The sequence below is a fragment of the Azohydromonas lata genome (genome assembly GCF_034427735.1).
Classification (GTDB): Bacteria; Pseudomonadota; Gammaproteobacteria; order Burkholderiales; family Burkholderiaceae_C; genus Azohydromonas; species Azohydromonas lata.
On sequence record NZ_JAXOJX010000034.1, the window covers coordinates 40,247 to 61,067 of the forward strand.

Consider the following 20,821-nt stretch of genomic DNA (forward strand, 5'->3'; position numbering starts at 1 on the left):
GGTTGCGCCTTGTCCAGCCGTGGCGCGGTTGCCGTTGGGACAGGAGGTAACGTGCGCGGGGGCGCCGTGGTTCGGGGCCCCTGCCGGGGAACCCGGGCCGGCGGGCGAGCCTCTTGCCCTGTGCACCGCCGCGCGGTGGCGGCCCGGTGTGGGCCAAAGGAGCGACATGAGAAATTTGTGGACGCGGCGCCCGGAGCCGCGGGTGCTGGCCGCGCTGCTGGCGGCAGCGGCGGGCTTGTGGGCCTTCATCGCGCTGAGCGAGGAGGTGGGCGAGGGCGAGCTGCACACGCTGGACCGCGCCATCCTGCTGGCGATGCGCAACCCGGCCGACCCGTCGGACCCGCTTGGGCCGCGCTGGTTCGAGGAATTCATGCGCGACCTCACCGGGTTGGGCGGCCATGGCGTGCTTGGGCTGGTGCTGCTGGCGGTGTGCAGCTATTTGCTGCTGGCGGGCTTGCGGCGCACGGCCGCGTCGGTGCTGGCGTCCAGCTTGAGCGGGATGCTGCTGTCCTGGCTGCTCAAGGGCTTGTTCGACCGGCCGCGGCCGGACCTGGTGCCGCACGGCGCCTACGTGCTTTCGCCCAGCTTTCCCAGCGGGCACGCCATGCTGTCGGCACTGGTCTACCTGACGCTGGCGGCGCTGGTGGCGCGGCAGCTCCCGCACCGGCGGCTGCGGCTGCACGTGGTCTGCGTGGCGGTGGTGCTGACCTTGCTGGTGGGCATCAGCCGCGTCTATTTGGGCGTGCACTGGCCCAGCGACGTGCTGGCCGGCTGGGCCGTGGGCGCGGCGTGGGCGCTGGCGTGGTGGGGCATCGCGCAGGCGCTGCGCCCGCCGCCGGGGCACCCGTCGCAGGAGCAATAGGCACGGGCCACGTGGGCAGGCCACTGGCGCGCGATGCCCTCACAGGGGTGCCACGGGCGCGGGCATGTCTTCCGGGGTGGGCGCCTTCACCGCCAGCGCCGTGACGGGCTGGACGCTGATGCGCTTGATCACGGGAAAGCGCGCCTGCACGTCGCGGCGCAATGCGGCGGTGGCGGCGGCCGCCTGCTGCACGGGCACATCCTCGTCGAACACCAGCTCCAGCGTGAGCAGCACCTCGTCGCGGCCGATGTACATGGACAGCGGCCAGCCCGCCTCGCGCACGCCGGGCTGCGCCAGGGCCAGGGCGCGGATGTCGTGCGCGGTGGTGGCGCGTATGCCTTCGCCTATGAGCAGCCCGCGCGACTCGCGCACCAGCAGGATGGCCACGCCGGCCAGGATGAGGCCGATCACCGCCGAGGCCGCGCCGTCCAGCGCCGGCTCGTGGAGCCACTGGCTGGTGCCTATGCCCACGAAGGCCACCAGCAGGCCCAGCAGCGCGGCCGAGTCCTCGGCCATCACGGTGTAGGTGGTGGGGTCCTTGCTGGAGCGCAGCGCCTGCCAGAAGGGGCGCCCGCTGTTCTCGCGGCGGAACTGGCGCAGCGCAACGAGGAAGCTCGCGCCCTCGAACAGCACGGCCGCGCCCAGGACGATGAGGTTCCAGCGCACGTCCGTCATGGGCTCGGGGTGGCGTATGTGCTGTATGCCCTCGAACAGCGACACGCCCCCGCCGATGCCGAAGATCAGCACCGCCACGATGAGGCTCCAGAAGTAGAGCTCCTTGCCGTGGCCGAAGGGGTGCTCGGGGCTGGGCGGGCGCTCGCTGAGCTTGGTGCCCACCAGCAGCAGCACGCCGTTGCCCGTGTCCACGGCGGAGTGGATGCCCTCGGACAGCATGGCCGAGCTGCCGGTGATGCCGGCCACCACGAACTTCGTCACCGCGATCGCCACGTTGGCGCCTATGGCGCCGTAGATCGCCGCCCGGCTTTCGGCCATGCGCGTGCTCCCTTGCTGCTGTTCCTGGGCGCGTCCCGGCGGGCGCGCGATGGCGGCTTCCGGCAAGGCCTGTTCCCCGGCCCCTGCAGGCCCGCCGGACCCGGGATTTGCACGGGGCTGCGCCTGGCAGCGTCCTGGGTATGTGCCTTGCCGTGTGGCGCGTCGTTGCCCATGCGCCACAGGCTGGCGTTCTCACGTACGGCGTGCCATGGACTTCACCCGCATGCTTGCCGTACGGAACGCGTGCGCCGCGTCGCGCGCGCATCCATCTTGATGTTCCTCACGTCCGACATGTCATCACGCAGGAGACCAGGCATGACCAAGAACCCGCTGAACCCCCGCTTGCACAAGCCGGCTCTCAAGGCCGTGCCGGCCGCGCTGCTTGGGCTGCTGGGCTGCTCGCTGGCGCAGGCCGCGGGGTTTCAGCTGCTGGAGCAGAACGCCAGCGGCATAGGCACGGCCTATGCCGGCTCGGCGGCCGTGGCCGACAACGCCAGCACCATCTACTTCAACCCCGCGGGCATGACGGAGCTGCGCGACCGCGAGATCTCGTTGGGCGGCTCGCTGGTGGACATCAGCGCCAAGTTCCGCGACAACGGCTCCTTCACCGGCACGCCGCCCGGCGTGCCCACGCTGGCGGGCAACGGCGGCAACGCGGGCACCACCAACCTCGTGCCCAATGCCTACCTGAGCTGGAAGCTGAGCCCGCAACTCTGGGGCGGCATAGGCATCAGCGCGCCCTTCGGCCTCAAGACCGAGTACGACGACCCGTGGGTGGGCGCCGCGCACGCGCGCCACTTCGACGTCAAGACCCTCAACATCAACCCCTCGCTGGCCTTCAAGGTCAACGACACGCTGTCGGTCGGTGCGGGCATCAACTACCAGCGCATCAGCGCCGACTACCTGCGCACCATCAGCGTTGCGCCGCTGCCCACGCCCATAGGCGTGCTGCCGCTGCAGGCGTCCTCGGTGTCGTTCCGGGCAAACGACTGGTCCTGGGGCTGGAACGTCGGCGTGCTCTACAAGCCCAACGAGGACACGCGGCTGGGCATCTCCTACCGCTCGGCCATCAAGCACACCTTGGACGGCAGCCTGAACACGTCCGCGCCGGCGGCGGCTGCGCCCGCGGTCGCAGCCATTGGCAACAGTGGCGCCTACACGCGCATCAAGCTGCCCGAGACGCTGATCATCTCCGGCGCGCAGCGCGTCAACGCGCAGTGGGAGGTGCTGGGCGACGTGTCGTGGACGGGCTGGAACAGTGTCCAGGACGTCAACATCGTGCGCACTTCCTCGGTGGCCCAACCCATCACGCCCACGGGCGCATCCGGCGCCACGGCGCAGACGCTGGAGGCGCGCTTTCGCAACACCTGGCGCGTCGCGCTGGGCGCCAACTACGCGCTCAACAACGCCTGGACGCTCAAGGGTGGCCTGGCCTACGACCGCACGCCCGTGGCCGCGGCCGAGACCACGCTGGTGTCGCTGCCCGACGGCAACCGCACCTGGCTGTCGGCGGGCGCGCAGTGGCGCCCGGACGCCGACAGCCGCGTGGACTTCGGCCTGGCCCACATTTTCGTGAAGGACACGGACATCAACAACAACCAGCTCGCCGCCGGCCGCGGCCTGGTGCGCGGCAGCTACGACAGCCGCATCTGGCTCATGGGCGTGCAGTACTCGCGCGCCTTCTGAGTCCATCCCCTGTCCGTAAAAACCCCCCTTGAGACGGGGAAAGGGTGCTGCCTAAAATAGAACGAACGTTCGTTTTAAGGTGGCACCCCACGATGACTTCTTCCCGGACGGCTGACGCGCCAGGCACGCCGGCGAGGCCCACCAAGGGCCAGGCCACGCGCGCGGCCATCCTGGAGGCGGCCTTGGCGCACGCGCTGCATGCGGGGCTGGAGGGCTTGTCCATAGGCCTGCTGGCCGAGCGCACGGGCATGAGCAAGTCCGGCGTGTTCGCCCACTTCGGCTCGCGCGAGGATTTGCAGATCGCCGTGATCCACGAATACCACCGGCGCTTCTCGGCCGAGGTGTTCGAGCCCGCGCTGCGCCAGTCGCGCGGGCTGCCGCGGCTGCGGGTGCTGTTCGAGAACTGGCTGGAGCGCGTGACGGCAGAGCTGGCCGCGGGCTGCATCTACATCAGCGGTGCGGTGGAGTTCGACGACCGCCCGGGCGCCGTGCGCGACGCGCTGGTGGCCATGGTGGGCGGCTGGCACGCGGCGCTGGAGCGCGCCATTGCGCTGGCCGTGAGCGAAGGCCACTTGCGTTCTGACGCCGAGCCGGCGCAACTGCGCTTCGAGATCCACGGGCTCATCCTGGCCGTGCACCACGACGCGCGGCTGCTGCGCCGCACCGACGCGCCGCGCCGCGCCCGCCTGGGCTTCAACCGCATCGTCGAGCGCTGGGCTGCTGGTGATCAAGCCTCGGCCGGCATGTCCCAGGCCCCTGCCGCCGCGCGCGGCTGAGCGGCGCAACGATCCCTGCACCTCAAGGAGAGTCTCATGCCCACGTACACGCCTCCGCTGCGCGACATGCAGTTCGTCCTGCACGAGATGCTGCAGGTTGCCGACGTGTTCAAGGCCCTGCCGCGGCATGCGGACGTGGACGCCGACACCATCAACGCCGTGCTGGAGGAGGCCGGCAAGTTCGCCGCCGAGGTCGTCACGCCGCTCAACGCCGTGGGCGACCGCGAAGGTTGCACGCTCGACAAGGCGACGCACGAGGTGCGCACGCCGACCGGATTCAAGGCGGCCTACGGGCAGTTCGTGGCCGGGGGCTGGGGGGCGCTGTCCTGCGACCCCGAGTACGGTGGGCAGGGTCTGCCCATCGTGCTCAACCAGTGCCTGTACGAGATGCTGAATTCCGCCAGCCAGGCCTGGACCATGTACCCGGGCCTGTCGCACGGCGCCTACGAATGCCTGCACGCGCACGGCACGGACGAGCAAAAGCAGCTCTACCTGCCCAAGCTCACCAGCGGCGAATGGAGCGGCACCATGTGCCTGACCGAGCCGCATTGCGGCACGGACCTGGGCCTGCTGCGCACCAAGGCCGAGCCGCAGGCCGACGGCAGCTACCGCCTCACGGGACAGAAGATCTTCATTTCCGCCGGCGAGCACGACCTGGCGGCCAACATCGTGCACCTGGTGCTGGCGCGGCTGCCGGACGCGCCCCCGGGCAGCAAGGGCATCTCGCTGTTCGTGGTGCCCAAGTTCATGCCGCAGGCCGATGGCGCCCTGGGTGCGCGCAACGGCATCTTCTGCTCGGGGCTGGAGCACAAGATGGGCATTCACGGCAACGCCACCTGCCAGATGGTGTTGGAGGGCGCGCACGGCACGCTGGTTGGGCAGCCCAACCAGGGCCTGCAGGCCATGTTCGTGATGATGAATGCCGCGCGGCTGGGCGTGGGGATGCAGTCCCTGGGCCTCACCGAGGTGGCCTACCAGAACGCCGTGGCCTACGCGAAGGACCGGCTGCAGATGCGCGCGCTCTCCGGCCCAAAGGCGCCGGACAAGCCGGCCGACCCCATCATCGTCCACCCCGACGTGCGCCGCATGCTGCTGACCGCGCGCGCCTATGCCGAGGGCGGGCGGGCGCTGGCCATGTACAGCGCGCTGCTGCTGGACCAGGCGCATGCGTGCGAAGACGAAGGCGAGCGCCACGAGGCCGCTGAGCTGCTGGCGCTGCTCACGCCCATCGTGAAGGCCTTCCTCACCGACAACGGCTGGACGGCCACGTCCGAATGCCTGGGCGTGTACGGCGGGCATGGCTACATCGCCGAATGGGGCATGGAGCAGTTCGTCCGCGACGCGCGCATCAACATGATTTACGAGGGCACCAACACCATCCAGGCGCTGGACCTGCTGGGCCGCAAGGTGCTGGGCGACAACGGCAAGCGCATGAAGATCTTCGGCGCCAAGGTGCGCGAGCTGATCGAGCAGGAAGGCGTCAACGAGTCGCTGCAGGAGTTCGTCAACCCGCTGGCCGACCTGGGCGACAAGGTCGTGAAGCTCACGACGGAGCTGGGCTTCAAAGCCTTCCAGAACCGCGACGAGGTGGGCGCTGCCGCCGTGGACTACCTGCGCGTGTGCGGCCATCTGGTGTTCGCCTACCTCTTCGTGCTGCAGGCGCGCATTGCCGTGCGCAAGCAGGGCGAGGACGCCTTCTACCGCGCCAAGCTGGCCACCATCCGCTTCTACTTTGCCAAGCTGTTGCCTGAGACCGCGATGCTGATCCGGCGCGCCCGCAGCGGAGCGCAGCCGCTGATGGCGATGGACGAGGCGCTGTTCTGAGCCCCGCGGCTTGACCCTTTACCGGAGGACGACCCCATGAGATTCCAGGTCCGCAAGGCCGCCGTGCTCGGCGCCGGCGTGATGGGCGCGCAGATCGCGGCCCACTTCATCAACGTGCGCGTGCCGGTGGTGCTGTTCGACCTGCCGGCCAAGGAAGGGCCCAAGAACGGCATCGCCGTCAAGGCGGTGGAGAACCTCAAGAAGCTCAAGCCGGCGCCGCTTGGGCTGGCCGAGGAGGCGGCGCTCATACGCGCGGCCAACTACGAGGACGACCTGGCGCTGCTGGCCGAGTGCGACCTCGTGATCGAGGCCATCGCCGAGCGCATGGACTGGAAACAGGACCTCTACGCCAAGATCGCCCCGCACGTGGCGCCGCACGCCATCCTGGCCTCCAACACGTCCGGCTTGTCCATCACGCAACTGGCGCAGGGGCTGCCGGACAGCGTGCAGGAGCGCTTTTGCGGCATCCACTTCTTCAACCCGCCGCGCTACATGCAGCTCGTGGAGCTGATTCCCGCGCCGCGCACTGCGCCGGGCATCCTGGACCAGCTCGAAACCTTCGTGACCACCGGGCTGGGCAAGGGCGTGGTGCGGGCCAAGGACACGCCCAACTTCATCGCCAACCGCGTGGGCGTGATGAACATGCTGGCCACCATGGTGGAGGCCGAGCGCTTCAAGCTCGGCTACGACGTGGTGGACGACCTCACGGGCAAGAAGCTGGGCCGCGCCAACTCCGGCACCTTCCGCACGGCCGACGTGGTGGGCCTGGACACGCTGGCGCACGTGGTGCGCACCATGCAGGAGCAGTTGCCCAACGATCCGTTCAACCCACACTTCGCCACGCCGCCCGTGCTGGCCGGGCTGATCGCCCAGGGCGCGCTTGGGCAGAAGGCGGGGGCGGGTTTCTACAAGAAGGTGGGCAAGGACATCCTGCGCCTGGACCCCGAGAAGCGCGACTACGTGCCCTCCGGCGCCAAGGCCGACGAGATCATCGGCCGCATGCTCAAGAAGCCGGCGCCGGAGCGGCTGAAGCTGCTGCGCGAGGCGAGCAACCCGCAGGCGCAGTTCCTGTGGGCCATCCTGCGCGACGGTTTCCACTACGCGGCCGTGCACCTGCACGACATTGCCGAGTCGGCGCGGGACGTGGACCTCGCCCTGCGCTGGGGCTTCGGCATGGCGCAGGGGCCCTTCGAGCTGTGGCAGGCCGCGGGCTGGACGCAGGTGGCGCAGTGGATTCGCGAGGACATCGCCGCGGGCAAGACGCTGTCCAGCGCGCCGCTGCCGGCCTGGGTGTTCGAGGGCCCGGTGGCCGAGCGCGGCGGCGTGCACGTGCCGGAGGGCTCGTGGAGCGCGTCGCAGGGCCGCTTCGTGCCCAAGCACGCGCTGCCGGTGTACGAGCGCCAGCTCTTTCCCGAGAGCGTGGCCGGCTTGGGTGCCAACGCGCTGCAGTCGGGCACGGAACTGTTCAAGAACGAGGAGCTGCGCGCCTGGACGCTGGACGGCGAGGTGCTCATCGCCAGCATCACCTCCAAGATGCACCTCATCAGTCCAACCGTCACCGAAGGGCTGATGAAGGCCGTGGAGCTTGCGGAAGAGCGCTTCAAGGGGCTGGTGGTCTGGTCGCCGGACGACATGTTCTCCGCCGGCGCCAACCTCGAAGCGCTCATGCCGGTGTTCATGGCCAAGGGGCCGGCGGGCATAGACCCGGAGGAGAAGAAGCTGCAGCAGCTCATGCTGCGCGTGCGCTACGCGCAGGTGCCGGTGGTTGCTGCGCTGCGCGGCATTGCGCTGGGCGGCGGGTGCGAGCTCATCGTCCATTGCGCGCGGCGCGTGGCGGCGATGGAGAGCTACGTCGGCCTGGTGGAAGTGGGCGTGGGCCTGATCCCGGGCGCGGGCGGCCTGACCTACATCGCCCGCCGTGCCGCGGAAAAGGGTGCGGCCGCGCCCAACACGGACCTGCTGCCCTTCCTCAAGGAAGGTTTCACGGCGGCCGCCATGGCCACGGTGGGCACGGGCGCGCTGGATTCGCGCCGGCTGGGCTACCTGCTGGAGAGCGACCTCGTCGTCCCGCACAAGGATGAGCTGCTCTATGTCGCGCTCAACGAGGTGCGGGCCCTGGCCGCTTGCGGCTACCGGCCGCCGCTGCGGCGCAGCTTCCCGGTGGCGGGGCGCTCCGGCATCGCGACCATAGAGACCCAGCTCGTGGGCATGCGCGACGGCGGCTTCATCAGCGCTCACGACTTCCGCATCGCCCGCATGATCGCCGACGTGGTTTGCGGCGGCGACGTGGACGCGGGCACGCTGGTGACCGAGGACTACCTCATGGCCCTGGAGCGCAAGCATTTCTGCACGCTGCTGGCACACCCCAAGACCCAGGAACGCATCATGGGCCTGCTGCAGACCGGCAAGCCCGTGCGCAACTGAACCCCGCGAGGAACACACGACATGAGTACGGTGCAAGTTCAGGAGGCCTACATCGTCGCGGCGACGCGCACGCCCATAGGCAAGTCCGGCCGGGGTTGCTTCCGCAACACGAGGCCCGACGACTTACTCATCGCCGCGCTGCGCGGCGCGATGGCGCAGGTGCCGTCGCTGGACCCGGCGGCCATCGAGGACGCCATCGTCGGCTGCTCCTTCCCCGAGGCCGAGCAGGGCATGAACGTGGCGCGCATGGCGGTGCTGCTGGCCGGCCTGCCCTCGTCGGTGGGCGGGGCGACGGTCAACCGCTTCTGCGCCTCCGGCCTCACGGCGATCCAGATGGCGGCCGACCGCATACGCGTGGGCGAGGCGGACGTGGTGATCGCCGGCGGCGTGGAGTCCATGAGCCTGGTGCCCATGGGCGGCAACAAGCCGTCCTTCAACCCCGAGATGTTCACGCGCGACGAGAACGTGGGCATCGCCTACGGCATGGGCCTGACGGCCGAGAAGGTGGCGGCGCAGTGGAAGGTGAGCCGCGAGCGGCAGGACGAGTTCGCCCTCGCGTCGCACCAGAAGGCCGTGGCGGCGATTGCCGGCGGCGAGGCGCGCGACGCCATCACGCCGGTGGAAGTGATAGGGCGCCGGCCCAACCTGGACACCGGCGACGTGGTGAAGACCAGCCGCCTGGTGGACACCGACGAGGGCCCGCGCCCCGACACCACGCTGGAGGGGCTGGCCAAGCTCAAGCCGGTGTTCGCCGCCAAGGGCTCGGTGACCGCGGGCAACAGCTCGCAGACCAGCGACGGCGCGGGCGCGCTCATCCTGGCCAGCGAGGCTGCGGTCAAGCGCTTCAACCTGCAGCCCCTGGCGCGCTTCGTGAGCTTCGCGGTGAAGGGCGTGCCGCCGGAGATCATGGGCATTGGGCCGATCGAGGCCATTCCGGCCGCGCTCAAGCGCGCGGGCATCTCCCAGAACGACCTGGACTGGATCGAGCTGAACGAGGCCTTCGCGGCGCAGGCGCTGGCCGTGATCGACAGCGTGGGGCTGGACCGCGGCAAGCTCAACCCTTACGGGGGCGCCATTGCCTTGGGCCACCCGCTGGGCGCCACGGGCGCCATACGCGCGGCCACGCTCATCCACGGCCTGCGCCGCCGTGGCGGGCGCTACGGGATGCTGACCATGTGCGTGGGCACGGGGCAGGGGGCGGCGGGCATCTTCGAGCGGCTGTAGGCGCAGCTCGGGGCGGCGGTGATGCAGGGGGGCCGGCGCCAGCCCTGCGATGGCCCTGCGCGCGGGCGCCCGGCTCGCGAATTGCTGAAGCGGCCCGCGGTGCAAGGAGGTGGTGCATGGACCTGAGCGCGCTCATCGAAACCCACGGCTACTGGATGCTGGCGCTGGGCTGCCTGCTCGAAGGCGAGACCCTGCTGGTGCTGGCGGGCTTCGCCGCGCATGAAGGCCACTTGAACCCCTGGGCCGTGTTCGGCATTGCCACCGTCATGGCCATGGTGGGCGACCAGATCTACTTCTGGCTGGGCCGCTGGCGCGGGCCGCAGCTGCTGGCGCGCTATCCCAAGCTCCATGCCAAGGCTGAGCGCGTGCAAGCGTTGCTGGAGCGCTGGCATGCGCCCCTGATCATCGGCCTGCGCTTCGCTTACGGGCTGCGCATCGCCGGGCCGCTGTTCATAGGCGCCTCGCCGCTGCCGGCCTGGCGCTTCATCGTCTACAACGGCGTGGGCGCCGTGATTTGGGCCGCGGTGGTGGGCGGCATCGGCTGGAGCTTTGGCGCTGCCGCGCAGGCGCTGCTGGGCGAGCTGCAGCGCTACCAGATGGCGCTCATGGGCGCGCTCGTGGGCCTGGCGCTGCTGGTGTGGGTGTGGCGGCACCGAGGGCGCGGGCACTGAGCGTCGGTTTCCCAAACGCCTGGCGACAAGGCTCACGGCGTCTCAGGGCACTTGGCCAATCTCCCTGGTGTCATGCTGTCGGGGGCATGCCCGGCTCTTGCGCCGCGGCTTGCACCAGCCAGTCTCTGAAGGCCGACACGGCCGCGTCGCTCTCGCGCTCGGTGGCAAGCACCATCACATAGTCCGGTGCGCGCCAGGTCTGTGCCGGCAGCGGACACACAAGACGCCCGGCGGCAAGATCGCGCCGTATCAGCGGCAGTGAGGCCAGCGCCACGCCCAGGCCTTCCACCGCGGCGGCCTGCTGCAGGAAGACATGCTCGAACTCCATCTGCCGCAGCGGTCGCAGCCCGGAAGCGCCCGCCTCGCGCAGCCATCGCATCCAGGCGCCCTTGGTGCTGGCGGAGTGCAGCAGCGTGTGGTGGCGAAGATCGGCGACGTCGCGGATCGGGTGCTGCGTCAGCAGGGCCGGGCTGCACGCGGGCAGGCGCACGTCTGCCATCAGCACACGCGACTCCAGGCCGACGCTCTGTTCATGCCTGGATCGCACGCCGATGTCGAAGGTGCCGCCTACGTAGCGCAATCTGCGCGACGTGGTGGACACCTGCACGTCGATCTCAGGGAACTGCCCGCAAAAATCGGGCAACCGTGGCAGCAGCCAGCTCACCGCGAAGCTGACCAGGGCGCTGACTCGAACGGTGCCCGAAGGGCGCCGAGCTGACCCCCGGTCGCGCAGCCGGGCGGTGCCCGTGGCCAGTCGGTCGAAGGCATCGCTGACGTCACCCAGCAGGGCCGCGCCTTCGTCGGTCAGGCGCACGCCGCGCGCGCGGCGCTCGAACAGCGGCTTGCCGAACCAATCTTCCAAGAGGCGGATCTGCTTGCCGACCGCCCAATGGGTGACGTTGAGTTGGGCCGCCGCGGCCGTGAAGCTGCCGTGCTGGGCCACCGCTTCAAAGCTGCGCAGCGCATTGAGCGGCGGCAGCCGCGAGCGCTCCACGCCGGCTTCGGCCTCTTCGGTGTTGGTGGGACTTTTTCTCCCCATAGACGCAATATTACGTCCGTGGTGGCGTGGCTTGCGAATGCTTACGATCCAGCGCATGACGACGCCCTCCCTCGCTCCCGATTCGACTGGGCGCCAGCACGCCACGCCGAAGGCGAACCGGGTGCTGTGGCTGTCTTGCACGGCGCATGCCCTGCACGACGGCTACACCGACCTGATCTACGTGCTGCTGCCGGTGTGGCAGACGGAATTCAGCCTGACTTACGGCGCGCTGGCCATGCTGCGCGCGGTCTACGGCGGCACCATGGCTTGCCTGCAGCTCTCGGCCGGCCGGCTGTCGCAGCGGATCGGGCGTCGAACGGTGCTGGCGCTGGGCACGCTGCTGGCGGCACTGGGCTATGCGGCGGCCAGCCTATCGGGAGGCCTGCTCGGCGTGTGCGTGGCGCTGGCGGTGGCCGGTTGCGGGTCCAGTACCCAGCATCCACTGGCTTCTTCGGCCGTGTCGCACGCCTACGGCCCACGCGCCCGGGGACCGCTGGGCATCTACAACTTCGCTGGCGACCTGGGCAAGGCCGCATTGCCGGCAGCCCTGTCGTTTCTCGTGGCCGGGATGCCGTGGCGCCATGCGCTGTGGGTGGTCACCGCACTGGGTGTCCTGGTCGCGGCAAGCATTGCACTTTTCCTCCCGTCTCTGCCGCACGACACGCCGAAAGTGCAGCGTCAGAAAAGGGAAGTGCCGGACGCATCGAGCCGCGGCTTCCAACTGCTGCTGGCCATAGGCGTGCTCGACACCGCGGTGCGCATGGGCATGCTGACTTTTTTGCCCTTTCTGCTGCAGGCCAAGGGGATCTCGCCGCCCATGCTGGGCACGGCTCTGGCGATGGTGTTCATCGGCGGCGCTGCCGGAAAGTTCGTCTGCGGGTGGCTGGGCGAGCGCCTCGGCGTGACGGGCACGGTGCTGGTGACCGAAGGCGGCACGGCGGCATGCATCGTGGCCGTGCTGCTGTGCCCGCTGGGGCCGGCACTCGTGCTGCTCCCGCTCCTGGGCCTGATGCTCAACGGCACATCGTCGGTGCTCTACGGCACGGTGCCGGACCTCGCTCGTCCGGGCAGCATCGAACGCGCCTTCGCCGTGTTCTACACGGGCACCATCGCTTCAGGCGCGCTGTCGCCCATCGTCTATGGCTTTCTGGGTGATTACATGGGCATCCAAACGGCAACCGTGACGACGGCACTGACGGCGCTGGCGATCGTGCCGCTGGCACTGGCACTCCACCCGCGCCTGGCGCCCGCGACACCACGTGGCTAAGGAGGGGTGCCGGCGCCACCGTGGGGCCGCGTGCGGCAGCCGCCCAAACCCCGGCTCATCCCTCGGTGCGCGCGCTCGCACTGGGCCGCCGCGATGGGCGAGCCGCCTTCTTCCGCCCGGACGTTGGCGCGCCTGGCTCGGTGCTGGCCGGCAGGCTGTTCCCGCTTCTTGTGCCGTCACGTGGTTGCGGCAGCAAGTTGATCAGCCCTTGCAGCGCCGGAGCAGCCTCGCCCGTCCACACCAGGTGCGTGTGGTTTGACCTGAGCCGCATCGGCAGCGGATGACGCTGCACGGCGCTTCCCAGCACGGCGTGATCGAGCACTTCCGCAGGGACGACGGCCACGCCCGTGCCGCCGGCCACGCAGGCGACGATGGCGTGATAGGAACCCAGGTCCAGCACCCGCCCCGGTGAAACGCCTTCTTCGGCCAGCCATTCATGGAGGCGGCGCCGGTACGAGCAGCCGTGCGGGAAGGCCACCAGCGTCCGGCTCCCCAAGTCCGCCGGGCGTTGCAGCACGGGAGCGCCCTGGGCGGTGATCAGGACCAGCTCTTCCTCAAAGGCCGGCCGCGACGAAAGTTTTCCCTTGTCGAAAGGCTCCGAAACGAAGGCGGCCTCGATCTCGAAGTTTTCCAGCCGGCGCAGCAAGGCGCCGGTCGTGCCGGTCTGCAATTCAATCGAGACCTCCGGGTGCTTCGCATGGAACGCCGACAGCACGGGCGGCAGCCTGGCGCCCGCCGCGCTTTCCAGCGATCCCAGTCTCAACACGCCGCGCACGATGCCGCTGCAGAGCTCCTGCTCGGCCAGGTCGGCCATCTGCAGCAGCCGCTCCGCGTGGCCCAGCAGCGTGCGGCCGGCATCGGTCAGCACCAGGCCACGACCCTGGCGCTTGAACAGCGTGACGCCCAGGCGCTCTTCGAACTGCTTGATGCGGGTGGTGATGTTGGAGGGGACACGGTGAAGCTGGCTGGCCGCGCGGGTCACGCCGCCCTCTCTCACCACGCAGCGAAAAATGTGCAGGTCGTCGAGATTCATCATTCTCATTGAGAGAAGTGTATGTCTCAATAATTCAGTATTCAATGCGATATCAAGTGTGTCCAATACGGCTCGCGATGGACACTTCACCTTCTCAATCCGCCGGCCGCGACCACATGAGCCGGCTGATCGTCACCAGCGGCGGCGTCGCGCTGGCGGTTGCCATGGGCATCGGCCGTTTCGCCTTCACGCCGTTGATGCCGCTGATGCTGCGCGACGGCACGCTGACGGCGGCCGCAGGCGCGGAATGGGCGGCCTCGAACTACATCGGCTACCTGCTCGGGGCACTGACCGCGGCCTGGTTTTCAAGCGATCCGCAACGCGGTCTGCGGCTGGCACTGACCGGTGTCGCGCTGACCACCTTGGCCATTGCGGGCACGGGCCACGGGTTGCCTGCGTGGGTGGGGGCGCTGCTGCGCGGCGCCGCTGGCGTCTTCAGTGCGTGGGCACTGGTGTGCACGAGTGCCTGGGGCCTCGCGGCGTTGGCCCGGCGGCAGGCACCACAACTCGGCGCCTGGCTCTACGTCGGCGTGGGCCTCGGCATTGCGCTGGCAGGCATGCTTGCCTGGCTCGGCGGGCCACAGCCGGCGCGCTGGCTGTGGCTGGAGATGGGACTGCTGGCCACAGGCGGCGCGCTGTTCGTGGGATTGAAGCTGCGGCACGCAGGCGCGGACGGGGTTGTGGCCGTGGCGTCTGCGCCTGGGCCTGGGCCGTCCCCAAGGCCTGCAGCCCCGGGGCACCTGCCGCTGGTGCTGTGTTACGGCACCTTCGGCTTCGGCTACATCGTGCCGGCCACCTTCCTGCCGGCGCTGGCGCGGCAGCAGGTTTCCGACCCGCTGCTGTTCGGCTTCACCTGGCCACTGTTTGGCCTGGCGGCGGCCCTGTCCGTCGTGGCGGCCGCGCGCTACCTCTCGGCCTGGCCGCGCAGGCGCGTTTGGGCGTTGGCGCAAGGAACCATGGCGCTGGGCACGGCCTTGCCGCTGGCAACGCCGTCGCTGTGGGCGCTGGCCACCAGCGCCGTGCTCGTGGGCGGCACCTTCATGGTCGCGACGATGGCCGGCCTGCAACTGGCGCGTGAAAAGCTGCCCGCCAACCCGACGCCGCTGCTCGCCCGCATGACCGTCGCCTTTGCCGCCGGCCAGATCCTGGGCCCGCTGCTGGTGCGTGCACTCGGCCCCGGCCTCGTCGCCGGCTGGGACGCGCTGACGTGGGCCAACGCCGCAGCCACGGTCCTGCTGCTGGTCTCGGCCGCTTGGCTGTGGCGCGGCGCCACCCCTTCCTCCTGAACGCTGAAGAAGCAGTTGCGATGAAATCTGTTCCCTCCATGACTTCCCCTCGGCCCTTTCCCGAAGCCGGCCAGTGCGAGCGCCTTGGGCCGCCGGCCTCCCTGGACGGCGCGCAGCAAGCGGCGGCCGACGAGCTGATCAACGGGCCGCGCCGTGGCGTGTACGGCCCATTCCGCCCCCTTCTGCATCGCCCGCCGCTGCTGCGCGCCGTGGCCAAGGTGGGGGAAACCTTGCGCTACGAGGGCACGCTCGACGCCGCGCTGCGCGAATGGACCATCTGCGTCGTTGCACGTGAGCTCTCCAACGTCTTCGAGTGGGACATGCACCTGCCCCTTGCCGCGGCCGCAGGCGTGCCGGCCGCGGCGCTGGACGCACTGGACGCGGGCGATCCTTCGCCGTCCGACCTGCGTGCCGATCTCGCGCTGGCGCGCACGGTGGCCGGCGAGCTCATCAGCCGGCACCGCGTGAGCGACGACACTTGGCGCGAAGGATTGCGGATGTGGGGCGAGCCGACGCTGGTGGAAGTGCTCACGCTGGTCGGCTACTTCGGCATGGTGTGCTGGCTGATGAACGTGGCCCGCACACCGGGGCCGACGGCCTGAGCGACGCTTGGCGGCGGCTGAAAAGCGCCTACGGCAAGGGCGTGAAGAACGCAACGCCCTGGTCCTTGACCATCCACACGACGAACTTCGCGGGCTGGGTGGCGCTGGCATTGCGGCCGACCAGGTGCACGTCGGATGGCGCTTCGTAGAAGGTCTGTCCCTGGGTCAGCGTGACCTCCTTGCCGCCCTTGACGCCCATCACGATGGAGCCTTCGAGCACGTACACGAAGGCATGCGCATCGTGGCGGTGGACGGGGTCCGATGCGCCCGGTGCGTAGTCCACCGTGATCATCAGCGCTTCCTTGCCGGGAAGGTTCTCCAGCGCCTTGGTCATCAGTGTTGCGACGGCAATGTCCGGGGAGGCCGCGGCGGGTTGCGCGGCCAATGCGGCGCACGCCAGGCACAGCAGCGGCGCGATCTTTCTGAGTCGGGACATGGGGGGTCCTTGTCTGGGTTCGTCGGTCCGGTGGAGATGGGCTTGCGCGGGTGCGCCAGGGCGCTCAGGCCGTGGCGGCCTGGTCCGCCAGCCAGCGCTCCAGCGACGTGGCGGCGATGCGCGCGCCCGGCCCGGGGGTCAGCGACTCGTCGCTCAGGCGGGCGCCGAAGTAGGGAGCGTCGTCGTCGGTGAGCACCTCGCGGGTGTCCTTGGCGGCGCGCAGCACGCGCCGGACCAGCTCGTCCAGCGGGATGGCCTGCGGGCCGGCCACCTCGCACAGGCCGTTGAGCGGCGGCTGGGACACGACCTCGGCCAGCGCGCGGGCCACGTCCAGCGCGGCGATGGGCTGCAGCGTGGCGGACGACACCCGTACCGCCTGGCCGCTGGTGCTGGTATCCGCGATGGGCTTCAGGAACTCGAAGAACTGCGTCGCCCGCACGATGGTGAAAGGCACCTTGCCGTTGCTGATGAGCGACTCCTGCGCCACCTTGGCGCGCAGGTAGCCGTTGGCGGGCAGGCGGTCGCTGCCCACGACCGAGAGGGCGACGTGGTGGCGGACGCCGGCCTGCGCTTCGCAGGCCAGCAGGTTGCGGGTCGAGGACTCGAAGAAGGCCAGCACGGCGCCGCTCTCGAACGAGGGGGAGTTGGATACGTCCACGACGACCTCGGCGCCGGCCAGGGCCTGGGGCAGCCCTTGTGCGGTGACGGCGTTGACGCCCGTCGAAGGCGACGCCGCCGTCACCTCGTGGCCGGCCTGCCGGAGCAAGGCGGCGAGGTGTTTCCCGATGAGGCCGCTGCCTCCGATGATCACGACTTTCATGCCCATTCCTTCGAGGTGCTGGGTGGAACCGGGACGGCAGCCCTGTGCTGCCCTCCATGCACCTGAAGACGTTGGGCGCGGGCGCGTTGTGACGGCCCGGGGCATGAATTTCTTGGTCGTGGCGTGATGGAAGGAGCCAGGCCGCCCTTGGCGGCGAGATACGCCCATCGGCCGCTGCGCGCGCCGGCGGTTCGTTCCGCTGGCCCGGCTAGGGGCCTCAGCGTCGTGTCCAATCACGTCCAGGACAAGACCGGAGGATGCAGGTTGGGACAAGCCGTGATGGTGCTGGGCACCACCAGCGGGGCGGGCAAGAGCTGGCTCGCCACCGCGCTGTGCCGCTGGTACGCACGCCAGGGGCTGAAGGTCGCGCCCTTCAAGGCGCAGAACATGAGCAACAACGCCCGCGTGGTGCCGGGCCTGCTGGGCCGCGCGGGAGAAATCGGCAGCGCGCAGTACTTCCAGGCCCTGGCCGCGCGCGCCGTGCCGGACGTGCGCATGAACCCCGTGCTGCTGAAGCCCGAGCGCGACACGGCCAGCCAGGTGGTCGTCCTGGGCCAGGTGCGCGCGGACCTGATGGCCGTGCCCTGGCGCGAGCGCAGCCATCAACTCTGGCCGCACGCGCGTGCGGCGCTGCACGAGCTGCTGGCCACGCATGACGTGGTGGTGATCGAAGGAGCGGGCTCGCCCGCCGAGATCAACCTGCACAGCAGCGACTACGTGAACATGCGCACCGCGCTGGAGGCCCGCGCGGCCTGCCTGCTGGTGACGGACATCGACCGCGGCGGCGCCTTTGCCCACCTCTACGGCACGCACGCGCTGCTGCCTCCTGAAGAGCGCGCGCTCCTTCGCGGCTTCGTCCTGAACCGCTTCCGCGGCGACGCCTCGCTGCTGGCGCCGGGGCCGCAGCAGTTGCACGCCCTCACCGGCGTGCCCACCGTGGCCGTGCTGCCCATGTGGCGCGAGCACGGCCTGCCGGAGGAAGACGGCCTCTACGACACCGCCCCGCGCGGCGAGGGCGTGCGCATCGCCGTGGTGGCCTACCCGCGCATGTCCAACCTGGACGAGTTCCAGCCGCTGCGCCGCCTGCCCGGGGTGCGCCTGTCCTGGGCGCGCACGCCGGCCGAGCTGAGCGGCGCGGACTGGATCATCCTGCCCGGCTCCAAGCACACCAGCGGCGACCTGGCCTGGCTGCGCGCCCAGGGGCTGGAGGCGCCCATCCGCCGTCACGCCGCGCAAGGCCGCCCGCTGCTGGGCGTGTGCGGCGGGCTGCAGATGCTGGGCCGCGCGCTGCACGACCCCCACGGCGTGGACGGCGCCGCACGGGGGCTGGACCTGCTGCCCGTCGAGACCACGTTCGACCGCGACAAGCTGCTGCGTCCAGGCCACGTGCGCTTTGACGGCTTGGCCGAGCCCTGGGCGGGGCTTTCGGACGTTGCGTTTGACGGCTATGAAATCCGCCAAGGCCGCACGCAGGCCGTGGGCGAATGCGCCGTGGCGCTGCGCAATGCGGACGGCCAGGCCATAGGCTGGCAGCGCGGCCACGTGCTGGGCGTGTACGCGCACGGGCTGTTCGAGTCGGCCGACGTGCTGCGCGCGCTCTTTGGCGTGCAGGTGCCGGCGCTGGACACGGTGTTCGACGGCTTGGCGGACTACGTGGACCGCCACTTCGAGCCCGGCGTGCTGGCGGGGCTGGCGAAGGCGGCCTGAGCCGTGGCGCGCCCTGGTCGTGCGCCCACGCACAAGGTGCGGGCCGGGCCGGCCGCTTGCTGCCTTGCCCGGGTCATGCCGGCCCCTTCCTTTGCACCAGACGATGAATTTCCGCCCGCGCGGGCCGCTGCGGCCTTGCCGCCCACGACCGCCATCGTGTGGCACACCACCAGCGACGGGCGCATAGACGTCGAAAACCCCTCCTGGCAAGCCTTCACCGGCCAGCACCTGGACGAGTACCGCGGCTGGGGCTGGAGCCAGGCCGTGCACCCCGAGGACCGCGAAGGCGTGCTGCGCCGCTGGCACGCGGCCGTGGAGGCGGGCGGCGTATTCGTCCTTCACTACCGGCTGCGCCGTCACGATGGCCAGTACCGCGAAGTCATGTCCCAGGGCGCGCCGGTGTTCTGCGGCGGCGCCGTGCGCGAGTGGGTGGGCACCTGCGTGGACGTCACGGCCGAGCGCCGCGCGCAGGCCGCGCTGCGCGCCAGCGAGGAGCGGCTGCGCTTTCTCGACTGCATAGGCCAGGCCACCCGCGGCCTGACCGACGCCACGGAAACCATGGCCGTCACCGCCCGCCTGTTGGGCGAGCACTTGGGCGCCATGCGCTGCGCCTATGCCGACGTGGAGGCCGACAACGACCGCTTCACCATCCGCAGCGACTGGTCGCGCGCGGGCGTGCCCAGCAGCGCGGGCGTGTATTCGCTGGACCTGTTCGGCCCGCAGGCCACGTCCAACCTGCGCAATGGCCGCCACCTGGTGGTCAACGACGTGGACCGCGAGCTGGGCGACGCTGGCGGCGGGCGCATGTTCAACGCCATAGGCATCAAGGCCGTCATCTGCGCCGGGCTGGTCAAGCAAGGCCGGCTGGTGGCCATGATGGCCGTGCACCAGGACGTGCCGCGCCGCTGGACGCCGCAGGAAATCTCCATGGTGGGCGAGGTCGTGGAGCGCAGTTGGGCGCACATCGAGCGCGTGCGCGCCGACGCCAAGCTGCGCGAGCAGGACAGGCACAAGGACGAGTTCCTCGCCACGCTGGCGCACGAGCTGCGCAACCCGCTGGCGCCCATCAAGTACGCCATCGCGATGCTGCGCCTGTCGGCCGACCCGGGGCGGCAGGCGCAGGCGCACGGCGTCATCGAGCGGCAGACCACGCACATGGCGCGGCTCATAGACGACCTGCTGGACGTCTCGCGCATCAGCCGCGGCCTGATCACGTTGCAGTGCCGCAGCGTCCCGCTTCGCCCCCTGCTGCTGGAGGCCGTGGAGACGGCCCGCCCCGCGCTGGACGCCGCGCGCCACCGCCTGGCCCTGGAGCTCCCCGGCGAGGATGTGCTGCTGGATGCCGACCCCGCCCGCGTGGTGCAGATGGTGGGCAACTTGCTGAGCAACGCCGCCAAGTACACGCCGGACGGTGGCGACATCCGCTTGGCCGGCTGGGCGGCGGGCGGCCAGGCCGTGGTGGAGGTGGCGGACAACGGCGTGGGCGTGCCGCTAGATCAACAAGGCCGCCTGTTCCAGATGTTCACCCAGCTCCACCACAGCGCCGGCCGTGCCCAGGGCGGCTTGGGCATCGGCCTGTCGCTGGTGAAGCGCCTGGCCGAGATGCACGGCGGCGCGGTGCGCATGCGCAGCGACGGGCTGGACGAGGGCAGCACTTTTACCGTCGAGCTGCCGCTGGCGCAGGCGGTGGCGCGGCCAGGAGTGCCGCCGCAGGCCCAGGTGCACGAGGCGCCGCCGCCGCGCGCCGCTGCGCTGCGCGTGCTGGTGGTGGAGGACAACCCGGACGGCTCTGCCATGCTGGTGTCGCTGCTGGAGGCGCTTGGGCACCGCGTGGCGCGGGCGGCCGATGGCCCCGAGGCGCTGCGCCAGGCGGCGGCGTTGCGGCCGCAGCTCGTCCTGCTGGACCTGGGCTTGCCGGGCATGGACGGCTGCGAGGTCGCGCGCCGGCTGCGCGCCGACTCCGAGCTTTGCGGCGCCGCCCTCGTGGCCCTGACCGGCTGGGGCGCCGAGCGCGACCGGCTGCGCACGGCCGAGGCCGGCTTCGACGCGCACCTGACCAAGCCGGTGGAGCCGGACGCGCTGCGGGCGGTGGTGAGCCGCTGCGCGTCGCGGGCGGCGGGCGAGGGGCAGGGAACGCACTTTGCCTAGTGAAGGGCTCAGTTCCTTATGTG

General features: G+C 70.4%; 17 protein-coding genes. 12 read left to right on the plus strand and 5 right to left on the minus strand.

Going from position 1 to position 20,821, the window contains the following annotated elements; all coding sequences use genetic code 11:
- Positions 1–166 precede the first annotated feature (166 nt).
- Complete coding sequence (locus tag SM757_RS19505; protein ID WP_322466764.1) at positions 167–862, plus strand: phosphatase PAP2 family protein; 696 nt, start codon at positions 167–169, stop codon at positions 860–862.
- Between the two features lie 39 nt (positions 863–901).
- On the opposite strand, the gene SM757_RS19510 is transcribed toward SM757_RS19505, so the two are convergent.
- Positions 902–1,855 (minus strand): cation diffusion facilitator family transporter, encoded by a 954-nt coding sequence (locus tag SM757_RS19510; RefSeq protein WP_322466765.1) that lies wholly within the window; start codon positions 1,853–1,855, stop codon positions 902–904.
- A 315-nt stretch (positions 1,856–2,170) separates the two neighbouring features.
- Between SM757_RS19510 and SM757_RS19515 the strand changes: the two genes are divergently transcribed.
- The 6 genes from SM757_RS19515 to SM757_RS19540 all read left to right on the plus strand — a co-directional run bounded on the left by SM757_RS19515 (position 2,171) and on the right by SM757_RS19540 (position 10,460).
- A complete protein-coding gene (locus tag SM757_RS19515; RefSeq protein ID WP_322466766.1) occupies positions 2,171–3,541 on the plus strand; it encodes an OmpP1/FadL family transporter in 1,371 nt (456 codons plus the stop codon).
- Between the two features lie 92 nt (positions 3,542–3,633).
- Positions 3,634–4,317: a TetR/AcrR family transcriptional regulator gene (locus SM757_RS19520; RefSeq protein WP_322466767.1), complete on the plus strand. Its 684-nt coding sequence runs from the start codon at positions 3,634–3,636 to the stop codon at positions 4,315–4,317.
- A 36-nt stretch (positions 4,318–4,353) separates the two neighbouring features.
- A complete protein-coding gene (locus tag SM757_RS19525; RefSeq protein WP_322466768.1) occupies positions 4,354–6,141 on the plus strand; it encodes an acyl-CoA dehydrogenase C-terminal domain-containing protein in 1,788 nt (595 codons plus the stop codon).
- Positions 6,142–6,177: 36 nt separating this feature from the next.
- On the plus strand, positions 6,178–8,565 hold the full coding sequence (locus SM757_RS19530) for a 3-hydroxyacyl-CoA dehydrogenase/enoyl-CoA hydratase family protein (protein ID WP_322466769.1): 2,388 nt from the start codon (positions 6,178–6,180) through the stop codon (positions 8,563–8,565).
- Positions 8,566–8,586: 21 nt separating this feature from the next.
- A complete protein-coding gene (locus SM757_RS19535; RefSeq protein ID WP_322466770.1) occupies positions 8,587–9,789 on the plus strand; it encodes an acetyl-CoA C-acyltransferase in 1,203 nt (400 codons plus the stop codon).
- A gap of 116 nt (positions 9,790–9,905) precedes the next feature.
- Positions 9,906–10,460: a DedA family protein gene (locus SM757_RS19540; RefSeq protein ID WP_322466771.1), complete on the plus strand. Its 555-nt coding sequence runs from the start codon at positions 9,906–9,908 to the stop codon at positions 10,458–10,460.
- Between the two features lie 70 nt (positions 10,461–10,530).
- Here SM757_RS19540 and SM757_RS19545 read toward each other — a convergent pair whose 3' ends face one another.
- On the minus strand, positions 10,531–11,499 hold the full coding sequence (locus SM757_RS19545; protein WP_322466792.1) for a LysR substrate-binding domain-containing protein: 969 nt from the start codon (positions 11,497–11,499) through the stop codon (positions 10,531–10,533).
- A gap of 55 nt (positions 11,500–11,554) precedes the next feature.
- On the opposite strand from SM757_RS19545, the gene SM757_RS19550 reads away from it, so the two are divergent.
- Positions 11,555–12,766: an MFS transporter gene (locus tag SM757_RS19550; RefSeq protein ID WP_322466772.1), complete on the plus strand. Its 1,212-nt coding sequence runs from the start codon at positions 11,555–11,557 to the stop codon at positions 12,764–12,766.
- 55 nt (positions 12,767–12,821) lie between these two features.
- Here the strand turns inward: SM757_RS19550 and SM757_RS19555 are convergent, their stop codons facing one another.
- Complete coding sequence (locus tag SM757_RS19555) at positions 12,822–13,799, minus strand: LysR family transcriptional regulator (RefSeq protein ID WP_322466773.1); 978 nt, start codon at positions 13,797–13,799, stop codon at positions 12,822–12,824.
- Between the two features lie 77 nt (positions 13,800–13,876).
- On the opposite strand from SM757_RS19555, the gene SM757_RS19560 reads away from it, so the two are divergent.
- On the plus strand, positions 13,877–15,085 hold the full coding sequence (locus SM757_RS19560) for a YbfB/YjiJ family MFS transporter (protein WP_322466774.1): 1,209 nt from the start codon (positions 13,877–13,879) through the stop codon (positions 15,083–15,085).
- Positions 15,086–15,105: 20 nt separating this feature from the next.
- Complete coding sequence (locus SM757_RS19565; RefSeq protein ID WP_322466775.1) at positions 15,106–15,687, plus strand: carboxymuconolactone decarboxylase family protein; 582 nt, start codon at positions 15,106–15,108, stop codon at positions 15,685–15,687.
- A gap of 28 nt (positions 15,688–15,715) precedes the next feature.
- Here the strand turns inward: SM757_RS19565 and SM757_RS19570 are convergent, their stop codons facing one another.
- Positions 15,716–16,123 (minus strand): cupin domain-containing protein, encoded by a 408-nt coding sequence (locus tag SM757_RS19570; RefSeq protein WP_322466776.1) that lies wholly within the window; start codon positions 16,121–16,123, stop codon positions 15,716–15,718.
- 64 nt (positions 16,124–16,187) lie between these two features.
- The gene (locus SM757_RS19575; RefSeq protein WP_322466777.1) at positions 16,188–16,943 is read right to left on the minus strand and encodes an SDR family oxidoreductase; all 756 of its coding nucleotides are present in this window, start codon (positions 16,941–16,943) and stop codon (positions 16,188–16,190) included.
- A 279-nt stretch (positions 16,944–17,222) separates the two neighbouring features.
- Here SM757_RS19575 and SM757_RS19580 point away from each other — a divergent pair, with 279 nt between their 5' ends.
- On the plus strand, positions 17,223–18,650 hold the full coding sequence (locus SM757_RS19580; RefSeq protein ID WP_322466793.1) for a cobyric acid synthase: 1,428 nt from the start codon (positions 17,223–17,225) through the stop codon (positions 18,648–18,650).
- 135 nt (positions 18,651–18,785) lie between these two features.
- Positions 18,786–20,798, plus strand: coding sequence for a hybrid sensor histidine kinase/response regulator (locus SM757_RS19585; protein WP_322466778.1), 2,013 nt, complete (start codon positions 18,786–18,788; stop codon positions 20,796–20,798).
- Positions 20,799–20,821: the final 23 nt, after the last annotated feature.

Bases quoted from the DNA above. Each gene is read 5' to 3' on its own strand.
- SM757_RS19530 (WP_322466769.1), top strand. From the start codon at position 6,178: ATGAGATTCCAGGTCCGCAAGGCCGCCGTGCTCGGCGCCGGCGTGATG.
- SM757_RS19510 (WP_322466765.1), bottom strand. From the start codon at position 1,855: ATGGCCGAAAGCCGGGCGGCGATCTACGGCGCCATAGGCGCCAACGTG.
- SM757_RS19505 (WP_322466764.1), top strand. From the start codon at position 167: ATGAGAAATTTGTGGACGCGGCGCCCGGAGCCGCGGGTGCTGGCCGCG.
- SM757_RS19565 (WP_322466775.1), top strand. From the start codon at position 15,106: ATGAAATCTGTTCCCTCCATGACTTCCCCTCGGCCCTTTCCCGAAGCC.
- SM757_RS19555 (WP_322466773.1), bottom strand. From the start codon at position 13,799: ATGAATCTCGACGACCTGCACATTTTTCGCTGCGTGGTGAGAGAGGGC.
- SM757_RS19540 (WP_322466771.1), top strand. From the start codon at position 9,906: ATGGACCTGAGCGCGCTCATCGAAACCCACGGCTACTGGATGCTGGCG.
- SM757_RS19545 (WP_322466792.1), bottom strand. From the start codon at position 11,499: ATGGGGAGAAAAAGTCCCACCAACACCGAAGAGGCCGAAGCCGGCGTG.
- SM757_RS19535 (WP_322466770.1), top strand. From the start codon at position 8,587: ATGAGTACGGTGCAAGTTCAGGAGGCCTACATCGTCGCGGCGACGCGC.
- SM757_RS19525 (WP_322466768.1), top strand. From the start codon at position 4,354: ATGCCCACGTACACGCCTCCGCTGCGCGACATGCAGTTCGTCCTGCAC.
- SM757_RS19520 (WP_322466767.1), top strand. From the start codon at position 3,634: ATGACTTCTTCCCGGACGGCTGACGCGCCAGGCACGCCGGCGAGGCCC.
- SM757_RS19515 (WP_322466766.1), top strand. From the start codon at position 2,171: ATGACCAAGAACCCGCTGAACCCCCGCTTGCACAAGCCGGCTCTCAAG.
- SM757_RS19570 (WP_322466776.1), bottom strand. From the start codon at position 16,123: ATGTCCCGACTCAGAAAGATCGCGCCGCTGCTGTGCCTGGCGTGCGCC.
- SM757_RS19550 (WP_322466772.1), top strand. From the start codon at position 11,555: ATGACGACGCCCTCCCTCGCTCCCGATTCGACTGGGCGCCAGCACGCC.
- SM757_RS19575 (WP_322466777.1), bottom strand. From the start codon at position 16,943: ATGAAAGTCGTGATCATCGGAGGCAGCGGCCTCATCGGGAAACACCTC.
- SM757_RS19560 (WP_322466774.1), top strand. From the start codon at position 13,877: ATGGACACTTCACCTTCTCAATCCGCCGGCCGCGACCACATGAGCCGG.
- SM757_RS19580 (WP_322466793.1), top strand. From the start codon at position 17,223: ATGGTGCTGGGCACCACCAGCGGGGCGGGCAAGAGCTGGCTCGCCACC.